This window comes from Kitasatospora indigofera (genome assembly GCF_014655955.1).
GTDB classification, from domain to species: Bacteria; Actinomycetota; Actinomycetes; order Streptomycetales; family Streptomycetaceae; genus Kitasatospora; species Kitasatospora indigofera.
Map to the genome: position 1 here is coordinate 13,890 of NZ_BNBO01000083.1, position 15,617 is coordinate 29,506.

General features: G+C 75.4%; 12 protein-coding genes. 9 read left to right on the plus strand and 3 right to left on the minus strand.

Going from position 1 to position 15,617, the window contains the following annotated elements; translation table 11 throughout:
• Window positions 1-63: 63 nt before the first annotated feature.
• Complete coding sequence (locus IE329_RS37630; protein ID WP_190215564.1) at window positions 64-1,437, minus strand: FAD-dependent oxidoreductase; 1,374 nt, start codon at window positions 1,435-1,437, stop codon at window positions 64-66.
• 364 nt (window positions 1,438-1,801) lie between these two features.
• On the opposite strand from IE329_RS37630, the gene IE329_RS37635 reads away from it, so the two are divergent.
• The 4 genes from IE329_RS37635 to IE329_RS37650 all read left to right on the plus strand — a co-directional run bounded on the left by IE329_RS37635 (window position 1,802) and on the right by IE329_RS37650 (window position 8,413).
• Window positions 1,802-3,490: an acyclic terpene utilization AtuA family protein gene (locus tag IE329_RS37635; RefSeq protein WP_268257382.1), complete on the plus strand. Its 1,689-nt coding sequence runs from the start codon at window positions 1,802-1,804 to the stop codon at window positions 3,488-3,490.
• Window positions 3,487-5,085 (plus strand): acyl-CoA carboxylase subunit beta, encoded by a 1,599-nt coding sequence (locus IE329_RS37640; protein WP_190215566.1) that lies wholly within the window; start codon window positions 3,487-3,489, stop codon window positions 5,083-5,085. Before IE329_RS37635 ends, IE329_RS37640 begins: the two co-directional genes overlap by 4 nt.
• Window positions 5,086-5,099: 14 nt before the next feature.
• Complete coding sequence (locus tag IE329_RS37645; protein ID WP_190215567.1) at window positions 5,100-7,055, plus strand: acetyl/propionyl/methylcrotonyl-CoA carboxylase subunit alpha; 1,956 nt, start codon at window positions 5,100-5,102, stop codon at window positions 7,053-7,055.
• A gap of 125 nt (window positions 7,056-7,180) precedes the next feature.
• On the plus strand, window positions 7,181-8,413 hold the full coding sequence (locus IE329_RS37650) for an acyl-CoA dehydrogenase family protein (RefSeq protein ID WP_190215568.1): 1,233 nt from the start codon (window positions 7,181-7,183) through the stop codon (window positions 8,411-8,413).
• A gap of 86 nt (window positions 8,414-8,499) precedes the next feature.
• Here IE329_RS37650 and IE329_RS37655 read toward each other — a convergent pair whose 3' ends face one another.
• Together IE329_RS37655 and IE329_RS37660 are read right to left on the minus strand one after the other, a co-directional pair.
• On the minus strand, window positions 8,500-9,198 hold the full coding sequence (locus tag IE329_RS37655) for a class F sortase (protein WP_190215569.1): 699 nt from the start codon (window positions 9,196-9,198) through the stop codon (window positions 8,500-8,502).
• A complete protein-coding gene (locus IE329_RS37660) occupies window positions 9,185-9,949 on the minus strand; it encodes a hypothetical protein (protein ID WP_190215570.1) in 765 nt (254 codons plus the stop codon). Before IE329_RS37660 ends, IE329_RS37655 begins: the two co-directional genes overlap by 14 nt.
• A gap of 194 nt (window positions 9,950-10,143) precedes the next feature.
• Here IE329_RS37660 and IE329_RS37665 point away from each other — a divergent pair, with 194 nt between their 5' ends.
• From IE329_RS37665 to galK, 5 genes are all read left to right on the plus strand, one after another.
• A complete protein-coding gene (locus IE329_RS37665) occupies window positions 10,144-11,757 on the plus strand; it encodes an AMP-binding protein (RefSeq protein ID WP_190215571.1) in 1,614 nt (537 codons plus the stop codon).
• A gap of 91 nt (window positions 11,758-11,848) precedes the next feature.
• On the plus strand, window positions 11,849-12,496 hold the full coding sequence (locus IE329_RS37670; protein ID WP_190215572.1) for a TetR/AcrR family transcriptional regulator: 648 nt from the start codon (window positions 11,849-11,851) through the stop codon (window positions 12,494-12,496).
• A 119-nt stretch (window positions 12,497-12,615) separates the two neighbouring features.
• A complete protein-coding gene (locus IE329_RS37675) occupies window positions 12,616-13,014 on the plus strand; it encodes a hypothetical protein (RefSeq protein ID WP_190215573.1) in 399 nt (132 codons plus the stop codon).
• A gap of 160 nt (window positions 13,015-13,174) precedes the next feature.
• Window positions 13,175-14,317 carry a galactose-1-phosphate uridylyltransferase gene (gene galT, locus IE329_RS37680; protein ID WP_190215574.1) on the plus strand — a complete coding sequence of 381 codons (1,143 nt, stop codon included), beginning with the start codon at window positions 13,175-13,177 and terminating at the stop codon, window positions 14,315-14,317.
• Window positions 14,314-15,465 carry a galactokinase gene (gene galK, locus IE329_RS37685; RefSeq protein ID WP_190215575.1) on the plus strand — a complete coding sequence of 384 codons (1,152 nt, stop codon included), beginning with the start codon at window positions 14,314-14,316 and terminating at the stop codon, window positions 15,463-15,465. The genes galT and galK overlap by 4 nt, the downstream gene beginning before the upstream one ends.
• The last annotated feature ends 152 nt before the right edge of the window (window positions 15,466-15,617 follow it).

A 15,617-nucleotide genomic window follows, 5' to 3' on the forward strand; every position in this document is an offset into this window, starting at 1 on the left:
CCACCCGGCCGGGAAGCGATGGACGGCCGCATCGAGCTCCCGTGCCGGGTGCCGGGCCGGTGCTCAGCCCGGGATCAGTGCCTCCCACTGGTCGCGGGTCGGGCCGTCGTGCTCCGGCGAGAAGTCGGGGTGGGCGGCCAGCCAGGCGGTGACGTGCCGGTCCACCTCGTCGGTGCCGTAGGCGTCGTCGGCCGGCCGCAGCAGATGGCGCACCTGGGCCCGGGCCCGCATGACGACGGGGTCGTCGAAGGCGCAGGCGGCCAGGGCGGCGGCCCGCCGGTCCGCGGACGGTGAACTCTCGGCGAGGCGTCGCTCGTTGGCCCGGTCGGCCGTCACCTGCGCCTCGAACCACGGGCGGAGGGCCTGGGCCGTCCAGGTGTGGTAGCCGGCGGGGTCCGCGGCGATCCGGTCGACATGGGTGGCGATGTGCTCGGCGGCGAGCAGGCCGAGGGCCACGCCGTGGCCCAGGGTGGGGTTGGTGTGGACGAGGCTGTCCCCGGCGTTGACCAGGCCCGTGACGACAGGTCCGTGATCGTCGACGAGGGAGGTCCAGCGGTTGTCCAGGCCGGCCATCGCCAGAACGGCGGAGTGCGGCTCGGGGGCCAGGTCGAGCCAGGCGGCGGTGGCGGGGAAGCGCCGGGCGGCGGCCTCGAACACGGCGGGGTCGGTGAGCGCTCCGCGGGTCGGATCGGCCGTGGAGAGCACCAGGTGCACCGCGAAGGTGTCGTTGTCGGAGGGGAAGACACCGGCGAGCGCGAACGGTGCGGCCGAACCGGTCCTCACCCGTCCGGGGCCACGCGGGCCTTCGGCACGCAGGCGGTACCAGCGGCACAGATAGGCGATCCCGGTGCGGTGGCTGTCGACCACGGGCGGGCGGCAGCCGGCCGCGACCAGCCAGGCAGCAACCGGTGAACGACGGCCGGACGCGTCGACGACGAGGTCCGCCCGGTGCGTTTCGGCGCCCACCCGCACGCCGGTGACCCGGGCCGGGCGGCCCTCCCCGAAGGTGAGGGCGCCCACCCGGCCGCCGCGCCGCACCTCGACGGTGGGCTCCCGCCGCACGGCCGCGGTCAGGGCGGTCTCCAGCACGATGCGGCGGGTGCGCAGGGTCACCAGGTCCTCATCGCCGGCCCGGTGCGGCGGATGCTCACCGAACCAGTCGAAGTCGTGGTACTCCCGGGCCCCGCGCGCCAGCAGGTCCGCGTGGACGTCAGGGATCTGGGTGCGCAGCACGGTGCGCACGGGCGCGAGGAACGAGTGCGGCTGGACGGCCTGCGGGACCCGGGGCCGGTCCCAGTGGAAGAAGTCCTGGTCGAGGTCCTCGCCGGCCTCCCGCGCGTCCTGTTCGAACACCGTGACCGTGTGGCCCCGCCGGCCGAGCATGAGCGCCGTCCCCAGCCCGCTGATGCCCCCGCCCATCACTGCAACCTGCGCCACCGGTCTCCCCTTAGCGTCGTGTTGCGGAACGATCTTACTGCTGGGCGATCTCCGGCCGGGCACCGGCCTCGTCCGTCACCGTGCGGGCGGTGCGGGCGGTGCGGGCAGTGCGGGCAGTGCGGGCAGTGCAGGCGGTGCAGGCGGTGCACGGCAGCGACCGGCGTCAGGCCGGGCCCCTTGTCGTCCCGGTGCCTCCACCCACCGTGGTGAGGCGGGGGAGCCGTCACCCCGCAGGCCCGGTCGCAGTGGCCGGCCGGGCACCTGCCACCCGCCCCGGGATAAACAAGCATGCATGCTTGCTTTTTCTGAGGGCCGGTGCCACGCTGCTGCCCGAAGGCAACCGGCACGGCAGGGAGGCGCCACGGTGCTGCGGATCGGCAATGCTTCGGGCTTCTACGGCGACCGCTTCGAGGCCGTCCACGAGATGCTCACCGACGGCCCGCTGGACGTCCTGACCGGCGACTACCTCGCCGAACTCACCATGCTGATCCTGGCCCGCGACCGCGCCGCGGACCCTGGGCTGGGGTACGCGAAGACCTTCCTGCGGCAGATGGAGAAGTCCCTCGCGCTGGCCATGGACCGGGGTGTGAGGATCGTGGTCAACGCCGGCGGGCTGAACCCCGCCCGGCTCGCCGCGGCGCTGCGCGAACTCGCCGCCGACCAGGGGCTGACCGTCCGGGTCGGGCATGTCGAGGGTGACGATCTGCTGCCCAGGGCCGAGGAGTCGGGCCTTCCCGGCGGGCTGCTCGCGGCCAACGCCTATCTCGGCGCCTTCGGCATCGCGGACTGCCTGCGGGCCGGCGCCGAGGTGGTGGTCACCGGCCGGGTCACCGACGCCGCGCTGGTCGCCGGTCCGGCGGCCGCGCACTTCGGCTGGGGGCCGGGGGACTTGGACGCCCTCGCCGGGGCGGTGGTGGCCGGCCACGTGCTGGAGTGCGGGGCGCAGGCGACCGGCGGCAACTACGCCTTCTTCCTCGAACACGACCTGCGCCGGCCGGGCTTCCCGATCGCCGAACTGCACGCCGACGGCAGCAGCGTGATCACCAAGCACCCCGGGACCGGCGGCGCCGTCACCACCGGGACGGTCACCGCGCAGCTGCTGTACGAGACGGACGGCGCCCGTTACGCCGGCCCCGACGTGACGGCCCGGCTGGACACCGTCCGGCTGACCGGGGACGGGCCGGACCGGGTCCGGATCAGCGAGGTCCGCGGCGAGGCCCCGCCGCCCACCCTCAAGGCCGGCCTGAACCGGCTCGGCGGCTGGCGCAACGAGGTGGTCCTCGTGCTCACCGGGCTGGACATCGAGGCCAAGGCCGCCCTCGCCCGGGAGCAGGTGGAGCAGGAGCTCGGCGCCGCCCGGCCGGCCGAACTGCGCTGGACGCTGGCCCGTACCGACCACCCCGATGCCCCGGGCGAGGAGGAGGCGAGCGCCCTGCTCCGGCTGACCGTCCGCGACCCCGACCGGGCCAGGGTCGGCCGCCCGGTGAGCTCCGCCGCCGTCGGACTCGCGCTGGCCAGCTACCCGGGCTTCCACCTCACCGCCCCGCCCGGCCCGGGCGCCCCCTACGGGGTCTTCGAGGCCGCGTACGTCGACCCGGCGGCCGTCGAGCACACGGCTGTGCACCCCGACGGCACCCGCGCGGTCGTCGCGCCCGCGCCCGTCACCCGCGCCCTGGAGCCGCTCGCCGTACCGCCGTTGCCGCCGCCACCCGTGGCCGGCCCGACCCGCCGGGCCCCGCTCGGCCGGGTGGCCGGCGCCCGCAGCGGCGACAAGGGCGGCGACGCCAACCTCGGCGTCTGGGCCCGTGACGAGGACGGCTGGCGCTGGCTCGCGCACACCCTCACCGTCCAGTGCCTGCGCGAACTGCTGCCGGAGGTCGCCGAGTTGCCCGTCACCCGGCACCTGCTGCCGAACCTCCGGGCGGTGAACTTCACCGTCCGGGGCCTGCTCGGCGAGGGTGTGGCCGCGCAGGTGCGCTTCGACCCGCAGGCGAAGGCCCTGGGGGAGTGGCTCCGCTCCCGCCACCTCGACATCCCGGAGGCGCTGCTGTGACCGTCCTGCCCACCCGCCTCGACCCGGCGGGCGCCGAGTTCGCCGAGCACCGCGACGCGATGCGGGAGCGGCTCGACGCGCTGGCCGCCGAGCACGCCAAGGCCCTGGCCGGCGGCGGCCCCAAGTACGTCGAGCGCCACCGCGCCCGCGGCAAGCTGCTGCCCCGCGAACGCATCGAACTGCTCGTCGACCCGGACTCGCCGTTCCTCGAACTCTCCCCGCTCGCCGCCTGGGGCAGCGACTACCCGGTCGGCGCCGCGCTGGTCACCGGCATCGGCGTGATCGAGGGCGTGGAGTGCGTGATCACCGCCAACGACCCCACCGTGCGCGGCGGCGCCAGCAACCCCTGGACGCTGCGCAAGGCCCTGCGGGCCAACGCGATCGCGCTGGAGAACCGGCTGCCGCTGGTCAACCTGGTGGAGTCCGGGGGCGCCGACCTGCCCAGCCAGAAGGAGATCTTCATCCCGGGCGGCGCGCTCTTCCGCGACCTCACCCGGCTCTCCGCCGCGGGTGTCCCGACGGTGGCCGTGGTGTTCGGCAACTCCACCGCCGGCGGGGCGTACGTCCCCGGCATGTCCGACCACACCGTGATGGTGAAGGAGCGCGCGAAGGTCTTCCTCGGCGGGCCCCCGCTGGTGAAGATGGCCACGGGTGAGGAGTCCGACGACGAGTCGCTCGGCGGGGCCGGGATGCACGCGAAGGTCTCGGGCCTGGCCGACCACTTCGCGCTGGACGAGCCCGACGCGCTGCGGCTCGCCCGGCGGATCGTCGCCCGGCTGAACCACCGCAAGGCCGGCCCCGGCCCCGGCCGGCCGGCCACCCCGCCGAAGTACGACGAGGAGGAGCTGCTCGGCATCGTCCCGGGCGACCTCAAGGTGCCCTTCGACCCGCGCGAGGTGATCGCCCGGGTGGTGGACGGCTCCGACTTCGACGAGTTCAAGCCGCTGTACGGCGCGAGCCTGGCCACCGGCTGGGCGAGCGTGCACGGCCACCCCGTCGGCATCCTGGCCAACGCCCAGGGGGTGCTGTTCAGCCCGGAGTCGCAGAAGGCCGCCCAGTTCATCCAGCTCGCCAACCAGCGCGACATCCCGCTGCTCTTCCTGCACAACACCACCGGCTACATGGTCGGCAAGGACTACGAGCAGGGCGGCATCATCAAGCACGGCGCGATGATGATCAACGCGGTCGCCAACTCCAAGGTCCCGCACATCTCGGTGCTGATGGGCGCCTCCTACGGCGCCGGGCACTACGGGATGTGCGGCCGGGCCTACGACCCGCGGTTCCTGTTCGCCTGGCCCAGCGCCAAGTCCGCGGTGATGGGCCCGCAGCAGCTCGCCGGGGTGCTGTCGATCGTCGCCCGGCAGTCGGCCGCGGCCAAGGGACAGCCCTACGACGAGGACGCGGACACCGCGATCCGGGCCATGGTCGAGCAGCAGATCGAGGCCGAGTCGCTGCCGGTCTTCCTCTCCGGGCGCCTCTACGACGACGGCGTCATCGACCCGCGCGACACCCGTACCGTGCTCGGCCTCTGCCTCTCCGCGATCCACAACGCGCCCGTCGAGGGCGCGCGCGGCTACGGCGTCTTCCGGATGTGAGGGACTCACCCACCATGATCACGTCTCTGCTGGTCGCCAACCGCGGCGAGATCGCCCGCCGGGTCTTCCGCACCTGCCGCGACCTGGGCATCGCCACCGTCGCCGTGCACTCCGACCCCGACGCGGACGCCCCGCACACCCGCGAGGCCGACACCGCCGTCCGGCTGCCCGGGGCCACCGCCGCCGACACCTACCTGCGCGCGGACCTGATCGTCCGGGCCGCCCTGGACGCGGGCGCCGACGCCGTCCACCCCGGCTACGGCTTCCTCTCCGAGAACGCCGACTTCGCCCGGGCCGTGCTGGACGCCGGCCTCACCTGGATCGGCCCGCCACCCGCCGCGATCGCCGCGATGGGCTCCAAGACCGGGGCCAAGCGGCTGATGGCGGCCGCCGGCGTCCCCGTCCTCGGCGCGGTCGAGAACCCCTCCCCGTCCGACTACCCGCTGCTGGTCAAGGCGGCGGCCGGCGGCGGCGGACGCGGCATGCGGGTGGTCCGCTCGCCGGACGAACTGGCCGGCCAACTCGCCGCCGCGCGGGCCGAGTCGGCGAAGGCCTTCGGCTCGGACGAGGTCTTCTGCGAGCCGTACCTGCCCACCGGCCGGCACATCGAGGTCCAGCTGATGGCGGACACCCACGGCACCGTCTGGGCGGTCGGCGAACGCGACTGCTCGCTCCAGCGCCGTCACCAGAAGGTGATCGAGGAGGCGCCGGCGCCCGGCCTGGCCGAGGCGGACCGCGCCGGGCTGTACGCCGCCGCCACCGCCGCCGCCCGCGCCATCGGCTACACCGGCGCCGGCACCGCCGAGTTCCTGCTCGGCCCCGACGGCCGGTTCTGGTTCCTGGAGATGAACACCCGCCTCCAGGTCGAACACCCGGTCACCGAATGCGTCACCGGCCTCGACCTGGTCGCCCTCCAACTCCGCGTCGCCGAAGGCGAAGCCCTGCCCGCCGAGCCCCCGCCGGCCCGGGGCCACGCCATCGAGGCCCGGCTCTACGCCGAGGACCCGGCAGCCGGCTGGGCCCCGCAGACCGGCACCCTGCACGCGCTCGAACTGCCCTCCGTCCAGGTCGCCTTCGGCACCGCGCCGGGCGACACCGGCCTGCGGCTGGACTCCGGCGCCGAGGCCGGCAGCACCGTCGGCATCCACTACGACCCGATGCTCGCCAAGGTCATCGCCTGGGCCCCCACCCGGGCCGCCGCCGCCCGCCGGCTGGCCACCGACCTGGCCCGCGCCCGGGTCCACGGGCTCACCACCAACCGGGAGTTGCTGGTCGCGGCGCTGCGCCACCCGGCCTTCCTGGAGGGGCGGGTGCACACCGCCTTCCTCACCGAGCACGCCGCCGCCCTGCTGCCCGCCGGCCCGAAGAGCGACCCGCTGAGGGCGCTGGCCGCCGCCCTCGCGGACGCTGCCGCCCGCCGCACCGCGCTGCCCTCCGGCTGGCGCAACCTGCCCTCCCAGCCGCAGTCCAAGCGCTACCGGGCACCGGACGGGACGGAGCACGAGGTGCGCTACCGACTGGGCCGACGGGGTGAGTTGGACGCCGAGGGGCACCCGGGCACCACCCTGGTCTCCGCCACGTCCGAGCGGGTCGTGCTCGCCGTCGACGGACTGCGCCGCGGCTTCGACGTCGCCCGCTACGGCGACCTCGTGCACGTGGACGAGCCGGCCGGGTCCACCGCCTTCACCGCCCTCGACCGCTTCCCCGCCCCCGCCGTGCACACCGACCCGGGCGCGCTGCTGGCGCCGATGCCGGGCATCGTGGTGCGCGTCGCGGCCGCCCCGGGGGACACCGTCACGGCGGGCCAGCCCCTGCTCTGGCTGGAGGCGATGAAGATGGAGCACCGCGTCACCGCCCCCGCCGACGGCGTCCTCACCGAACTGCACGCCGCCCCCGGCCGGCAGGTCGAACTCGGCGCGCTGCTGGCCGTGGTGAAGCCCGCGACCGACCGGGCCCCCGGCCCCGCCTGACCCAGGCTCCAGCGCCACCGCATGCTCCACCGCCACCGCATGCTCCACCGCCACGGCACGCTCCACCGCCCGGCACGCTTCACCGCCCGGACCCTTCACCCTCACCCGCCCGGAAGGACCCCAGGATGTCCGCACCGCGCACCACGACCGGCAACGCCCGGCCCGGCGACGAGCAGTCCGCCACCGCGGCCGACAGCACCAGCCCGCTGATCGAGACCCCCGAACGCCAGGCCCTGCGCCGCGCGGTCGGCGACCTCGGCCGCCGCTACGGCTCCGCCTACTACCTCGACAAGGCCCGCCAGGGCCTGCCCGCCGACGAACTCTGGGCGGAGGCTGGCAAGGCGGGTTACCTCGGCGTCAACCTGCCCGCCGAGTACGGCGGCGGGGGCGGCGGGATCACCGACCTCGCCATCGTGCTGGAGGAACTCGGCACCGCCGGATGCCCGTTGCTGCTGCTGATCGTCTCGCCCGCGATCTGCGGCACGGTCATCGCCCGCTACGGCACCGAGCAGCAGAAGCAGCAGTGGCTGCCGGGGCTCGCCGACGGCACCCGCCGGATGGCCTTCGGCATCACCGAGCCCGACGCCGGCTCCAACTCCCACCGGATCTCGACCGTCGCCCGCCGCGACGGCGACGACTGGCTGCTCACCGGCCGCAAGGTGTTCGTCTCCGGCATCGACCACGCCGACGCGGTGCTGTTCGTCGGCCGGACGGAGGACGCGCGGACGGGCAAGCTCAAGCCGGCCCTGTTCGTCGTCCCGCGCGACACCCCCGGCTTCGAGTACCGGCCGATCCCGATGGAACTGGTCGCCCCGGAGAAGCAGTTCCAGGTCTTCCTGGACGACGTCCGGCTGCCGGCCGACGCCCTGGTGGGCGACGAGAACGCCGGTCTGCTCCAGCTGTTCGCCGGGCTCAACCCGGAGCGGATCATGACCGCCGCGTTCTCCCTGGGCCTGGCCCGGCAGGCGCTGGCCAAGGCCGTCGACTACGCCAGGTCCCGTACGGTCTGGGACACTCCGATCGGCGCTCACCAGGGCCTGGCGCACCCGCTGGCTGTCTGCGCGATCGAGATCGAACTCGCCCGGCTGATGACGCAGAAGGCCGGCCACCTCTACGACATGGGCGACGACCTGGCCGCCGGCGAGGCCGCCAACATGGCCAAGTACGCGGCGGGCGAGGCCGCGGCCCGTACCGTGGACCAGGCCGTGCAGACCCTCGGCGGCAACGGCCTGACCCAGGAGTACGGCCTCGGCGCGCTGCTCACCGCCACCCGGGTGGGCCGGGTGGCGCCGGTGAGCCGCGAGATGATCCTCAACTACGTGGCGCAGCACACCCTGGGACTGCCCCGCTCGTACTGAGGTGCCGCCCGGCGCGGAGCGCCCGCGCCGGGGCGGCCCGCCGAAGCGCCCGGGCGCAACGAGCCCCGGCCCAGTGTCTCCCCGGCTCAGCGGGTCGCGGTCAGGTGGGCGAAGACCACGACGTTGTCCGAGTAGCCGGTCTTCTTGTCGTACTTGCCCCCGCAGGTGATCAGGCGCAGTTCGGGCCGCTCGGTGGGGCCGTAGACGGTGGTGTCCGGCAGGGCCGTCCGGGGGTAGGTCCGGACCGCGTCGATGCTGAAGACGGCCGTCCGGCGGTCCTGCCGGGTGATCTCCACGGTGTCCCCGGGGCGCAGCAGCCCGAGCCGGTAGAAGACGGCCGGCCCGGAGCGGGTGTCCGCGTGGCCCGCCACGATCGCGTTGCCGGGTGCGCCGGGGGAGGGTCCGTCCCGGTACCAGCCGGCTTGGCCGGGGGCGCTCAGCGGGGGTGTTTCCAGGTGTCCGGCGGCGTCCAGGCCCAGCCCGAGGAGGGAGGCGGTGACTTTGATCGAGGGGATCCTGAGGCCGGTGGGCACCGAGGGCGGCAGCGGAGCGGGGGGCGGTTTGCCCGGCCGGGCGGCGGCTCCGGTCGTGGGCGCGCCCGTCGGCGGGCCGGTGGGCTCCGGGCCCGGGGCGGCGGCCGGCCCGGGAGCGGGCGGGCCGCTCGCCCCCGCGCCGTCGTGCACCAGCCAGATGCCGAGGGCCAGGGCGAGTGCGACGGCCGCGGCGGTCAGCCGCGCCCGGGCGCGCCGCCCCGGCTCCTGGTTCCTGGCGTCAGGATGCGGCATTGCGGGCGGTGCGGCGGCGGACGGCCCGGATGCCCAGCACCGCCACGAGCGCCAGCAGGCCGGATCCGGCGCCGACCTCGACCGCGTGCGGGTCGTGCGAGGTGCCGCCGCCACCGGCCTCCAGGCCGCCGTGCGGTCCGCCGGTGCCAGGCGGCCGGCCGCCGCCGGCCGCGGGACTGCCGGACGGCCGGGGCGGCGTGCTGGGGATCGCGAGGTTGCCCGGGCCGCCGGGCCGCGGCGAGGTGCTGGGGATCGCGAGGTTGCCCGGGCCGCCGGGGCCGGGCGGGGGTACGGGGGCGGCGATGTCGCTGGGCCCGCCGGCCGGCGGGCAGGCGACCGTGAACACCTTGTGCTTGGCGCTGCCGGTCTGCCCGACGAAGGTCCAGTTGACCCGGTAATGGCCGTCCGGGAGGGACATGATCTGGGTCTGGCCGGTGCCGTTGAGCAGGGCGAGCGTTCCGGCGGTCACCTGCTGGGTGCCGGTCGGCGGCTGCTGCTCGATGGTCCAGTTGACCAGCTGCAGGTCGTCGAAGTTGAAGGCGTCCAGGTAGAACCGGCAGACCTGCGGCTCGTCGCGCTGGTCCGTCACGGCCGTGGTGCTCTCGTGCACCTTGATGTCGCCGTTGTCGCCGGGGGCGGCCTGGGCCGCGGGGGCGGCGCCGAGGGCGAGCAGGGCGGCGAGCGCGCCCACCGTGAGGGCACGTCCGGCGGCGGAGCCGGCGGGGGGTTCGGGGCGGTGGCAGGACGTCACGTCGGGAGCTCCAGGGGTGCGGTGGGGCGGGCGCAGGGGAGCCTTCACCGTCAGCCGCGCTCCGTGGCCGGGCAAGCGCGCCGCGCGCACCGCGCCGATATTTCGTCAGTTCGGATCATCGGCGGGCATCTGTCCACCGGGCCGGATCGGCGCCACCCTGTGAGCAGTCGTCAGGACCCACCCAGGAGGCATGCATGGTGTTCCGCAGCGAGTACCCCGACGTCGAGCCCGTCGACCTGCCCGTCCACCTCGCCGTGCTCGGCGCGGCCGGCGAGCACCCGGACGTGCCGGCCCTGATCGACGGCGTCACGGGGGAGTCGGTGAGCTACGGCCGGCTGGCCGGGGCCGTCCGGCGGGCGAGCGCGGGGCTGGCGGAGGCGGGGGTGCGGCCCGGCGACGTGGTGGCCCTGTACAGTCCCAACACCATCGCCTATCCGGTGGTCTACTTCGGCGCGACGGCCGCCGGGGCGACCGTCACCACGGTCAGCTCGCTGACCACGGCGGGGGAGCTCGCCACCCAGCTCCGGGACAGCCGGGCCCGCTGGATCATCACCGTCTCGCCGTTCCTGCCGGTGGCCCGGGCCGCCGCCGACGCGCTGGCCGCCGAGGGCGGGCCGATCGCCGAGATCTTCGTCTGCGACGGTGCGGAGGGCCACCGCTCGCTGGCCGACCTGCTGGCCTCCACCGCGCCCGAGCCCACGCCGGTGATCGACCCGGCCGCCGACATCGCCGTGCTGCCCTACTCCAGCGGCACCACCGGCCTGCCCAAGGGCGTGATGCTCACCCACCGCTCGATCGCGACCAACCTGGCCCAGACGGACGCGCTCTACCGCCCGTCGGTCGGCGAGCGGGTGCTGGCGGTGCTGCCCTTCTTCCACATCTACGGGCTGGCCGCACTGCTCAACCAGCCGCTGCGCTGCGGCGCGACCGTGGTGGTGCTGCCCCGGTTCGACCTCGAACAGTTCCTCCGGACCATCCAGGAGCAGCGGGTGGAGGCGCTGATCGTCGCCCCGCCGATCGTCCTCGCGCTGGCCAAGCACCCGCTGGTCGGCCGGTACGACCTCTCCTCGCTGCGCTACGTGCTGAGCGCCGCCGCCCCGCTGGACGCGGACCTCGCCGAGGCCTGTGCCCGCCGGCTCGGCCTGCCGCGGATCCTTCAGGGCTACGGGATGACCGAGCTGTCGCCGGTCACCCATGTCGTCTCCCCGTACGACCCGGACCCGGCGCGCGGCTCGGTCGGGCGGCTGGTGCCCTCCACCGAGCTGCGGATAGCCGCGCTGGACGGCGAGGACGCGGGCGGCGCGGCCGCCGGCGCCGACCTGGGGGCGGGCGAGCCGGGGGAGATCCTGGTCCGCGGGCCGCAGGTGATGAAGGGCTACTTCGCCCGGCCCTCCGACACGGCCGCCACCATCGACGCGGACGGCTGGCTGCACACCGGCGACGTCGGGTACGTGGACGAGCGCGGCTACCTCTTCGTGGTGGACCGGGTGAAGGAGCTGATCAAGTACAAGGGCTACCAGGTCGCGCCCGCCGAGCTGGAGGCCCTGCTGCTGACCCACCCGGAGGTCGCCGACGCGGCGGTGATCGGCGTCCAGGGCCCGGACGGGGTCGAGCGGCCGAAGGCCTTCGTGGTGCGCGCGGCCGGCAGCACCCTCACCGAGGAGCAGGTCGCGGACTTCGTCGCCGGTCAGGTGGCGCCGTACAAGAAGGTCCGGGCGGTGGAGTTCCTGGAGGCGGTGCCGAAGTCGGCGAGCGGCAAGATCCTCCGGCGGGAACTGCGGGACCGCGAACGGGCGGCGGCCGGGTGATCAGGGAGGGCCGGGTGATCTGGGAGGATCGGGGCGTCCGCCCAGGAGCTGCCCGTGGCTCCACCCGCACCCACAGGGACGCCGACCGCCGATGACCACCCCGCCGACCACCACCCCGCCGCCGGCCGGCCAGGCCGCCGCCCGCGCGCCGCAGCAGGACCGCAGCCGCGCCACCCGTCGCAGGCTGCTGGAGGCGGCCGTGGAGTGCCTGGCCGAGCTGGGCTGGAACGGCAGCACGGTCTCGGTGGTGGCGGAGCGCGCCGGGGTCTCCCGGGGGGCGGCCCAGCACCACTTCCCGACCCGTGAGGACCTCTTCACCGCGGCCGTCGAGCACGTCACGGCCGAGCGCCTGGCGGCCGTCCGCGCCCATGCGGACGAGCTGCCGGCGCCCGGCCCGCGGCGGACCGAGGCCGTGGTCGACATGATCGTGCGGCTGTACACCGGCCCGCTGTTCCGGGCCGCGCTGCACCTGTGGGTGGCCGCCGCCACCGAGGAGCCGCTGCGGGAGCGGATCGTGGCGCTGGAGAACCACGTCGGCCGGGAGTCGCACCGGGCGGCGGTCGACTTCCTGGGCGTGGACGAGAGCACCCCGGGTGTGCGCGAGACCGTCCAGGCCACCATGGACATGGCCCGGGGCCTGGGCCTGGCCAACCTGCTCACCGACGACAGCGCCCGGCGCGCCGGCGTGGTCCGCCAGTGGGCGCGGGTCCTGGACGCGACCCTCGGCACCGCCGGATAGGGCGCCCGCCCGCCGGAGGGGGCGCCCGCCCGACCCGCCCTGCCGCCCCCGTGGGGCGGCCGCGGGAGCGGGCCGGAATTCCACTGGCCACCGGTCCACGCCTTCGGGAGACTGCCCGGATGCTGCTACCCACCACCTCCGCCATGGCCGGGCTCGTCGAGGCCGTTCGCATCACCGCCCCGTCCGCCTGGCGGACCGGGGCCGGCACCCTGGCCGGCGAGACCGTCGACCGCTGGGAGGACGCCCAGGAGGTGCTCGGCCTGGTCTCGGCCCTGCCCGTCGGCCCGGCGATGCGCTGCTTCGTCCCGGGTTTCGGGATCCGGGTGCATGCCGCGCCCGGGTGCCTCTTCGAGGGCCAGGTGCTGTTCGAGATCGCCTTCTGCTTCAGCTGCCGGTGGGCGTTCCTCCTCGGTGCGGCCGTCACCCAGGACATCGCCACCCAGGCCTTCGACACCACCAGCGCGCCGGCCCGTGAGCTGCTGCGCCGCTTCCGGGAGAGCGCGGCGGCCGCCGGCTGACCGGCCCCCTGGCCTGCGGGGGAGGCCGGCGCGGTCCGGTATTCGGTGCCCGCAAAAACATATCACCGGTTGATGTTGACTTTTGTCGCATCGGGTTCGAATATGTTGGCAACGCTCGCCCCTGCGGGCCGAGACCGAGCGCAGCCAGAAAGCGGAAGCCGTGAACAAGACCATCACCAAGCTGGCGGACGGCCGCGAGCTGATCTACTACGACGCGCGGCCCGGTACGGTGCGTACCGCCGTCGACTCCCGCGCGCTGGAGCCGGTCGCCAGCCTCTCCGAGGTCCGGCGGGACCCGGTGACCGGTGACTGGGTCACCGTCGCCGCCCACCGCCAGGGCCGCACCTACCACCCGCCGGCCGACCAGTGCCCGCTCTGCCCCTCCCGGGGCGGGCGCACCAGCGAGGTGCCGGACGCCGACTACGAGGTCGTGGTCTTCGAGAACCGGTTCCCCTCGCTCGGCGCCGACGCCCCCGGCGGCCAGGCCGAGGACCCGCTGCACACGGCCGCCGCCGGCACCGGACGCTGCGAGGTGGTCTGCTTCACCCCCGACCACGAGGCCTCCTTCGCCGACCTCACCCCCGAGCGGACCGCCCTCGTCCTGGACGCCTGGACGGACCGCACCGCGGAGCTGTCCGCGCTGCCGGACGTCCGCCAGGTCTACTGCTTCGAGAACCGCGGCGCGGAGATCGGCGTCACCCTGGCCCACTCCCACGGCCAGGTCTACGCCCTCCCCTTCGTCACCCCGCGCACCGCCCGGATGGCCGGACAGGCCGCCGAGTACCGCGCGAGCACCGGCCGCAACCTCTTCGAGGACCTGCTGGCGGCCGAGCTGGACCAGCACGCCCAGGCGGTCGCCGCCGGCGACCTGGACCACGACCGGGTGGTGCTGGCCGGCGAGCACTGGACGGCCTTCGTCCCGTTCGCCGCCCGCTGGCCGTACGAGGTGCACCTCTACCCCAACCGCCGGGTGCCCGACCTGACCGCCCTCACCGAGGCCGAGCGCGCCGAGTTCCCCGGCCTCTACCTCGACCTGCTGGGCCGCTTCGACCGGCTGTTCGTCGAGCCCGGGCAGACCGCCCAGGCCTCGCCCACCCCGTACATCGCGGCCTGGCACCAGGCCCCGTCCGGCGACGACCGCCCCGGGCTGGACGAGCTGGCCCTGCACCTGGAGCTCTTCACCGTCCGCCGGACGGCGGGCAAACTGAAGTACCTGGCCGGAGTCGAGTCCGGCATGGACGCATTCGTCAACGATGTTTCGCCCGAGGCCGCGGCCCGGCGCCTGCGCGAGGTGGCCCGATGACCGACAACCAGCTGACCGATGCCTTCACCGCCGTCCACGGCGGCGCCCCCGACGGGGTCTGGGCCGCACCCGGCCGGGTGAACCTGATCGGCGAGCACACCGACTACAACGACGGCTTCGTGCTGCCCATCGCCCTGCCGCACGCCGCCCGGGCCGCCGTCCGCCGGCGCGCGGACGACCTGCTGCGCCTGCACAGCGCCCAGGCCGACGGCGCGGTGGTCGAGGTGACCGCCGACCAGCTGCGGCCCGGTGCGGTACCCGGCTGGGCCCGGTACGTGGCGGGCGTCGTCTGGGCCCTGCGGGACGCCGGCCACCCGGTCGGCGGCGTCGACGTCCACCTGGACAGCGACGTGCCCACCGGCGCCGGCCTCTCCTCCTCGGCCGCGCTGGAGTGCGTGGTCGCCGTCGCCTGCAACGACCTGTGGGACCTCGGGCTCGGCCCGGTCGAGCTGGGCCTGCTCGCCCAGCGCGCCGAGAACGACTTCGTCGGCGTGCCCTGCGGCGCGATGGACCAGCTCGCCTCCACCTGCTGCGAGGCCGGCCGGGCCCTGTTCCTGGACACCCGCACGCTGACGGCCCGCCAGCTGCCGGTCGACCTGGCCGCCGCCGGGCTGCGGCTGCTGGTGATCGACACCCAGGTCAAGCACGACCTGGCGGACGGCGCCTACGCCGAGCGCCGCTCCGGCTGCGAGAAGGCCGCCGAACTGCTCGGCCTGCCCGCCCTGCGCGACCTCGACCTGGCCGGCCTGCCCGCCGCCCTCGACAACCTCCCCGACGAGGGGCTGCGCTCCCTGACCCGGCACGTGGTGACCGAGAACGCCCGGGTCGAGGCCGCCGTCGAGGCCCTGCTCGCCGGGGAGCCGGCCGCGCTGGGGCCGATCCTCACGGCCGGCCACGCCTCGCTGCGGGACGACTTCCTGGTCTCCTGCGCCGAGACCGACCTGGTGGTCGCGGCCGCCAACGCCGCCGGGGCGCTGGGCGCCCGGATGACCGGCGGCGGCTTCGGCGGTTCGGTGATCGCCCTGGTCGCCGACGAGGACGCCGATCGCGTCGCCGGGGCCGTCTCCGCGGCCTTCGCCGCGGCCGGCTACACCGCCCCGCGGGTCTTCACCGCCCTCGCCGCGCAGGGTGCCCGCCGGCTGGCCTGACCCGCGCCGCCACCGCACGCCGCCGCCCGCCCCGGACCTCGGGGCGGGCGGCGGCGTGCGCCCTGCACGAACCGGAGCACGTCAGGAACCGGGCAGGTCAGGTGCCGAGTACGTCGCTCACCAGGGTGCGGGCCTCCTCCTGCACCTGGGTG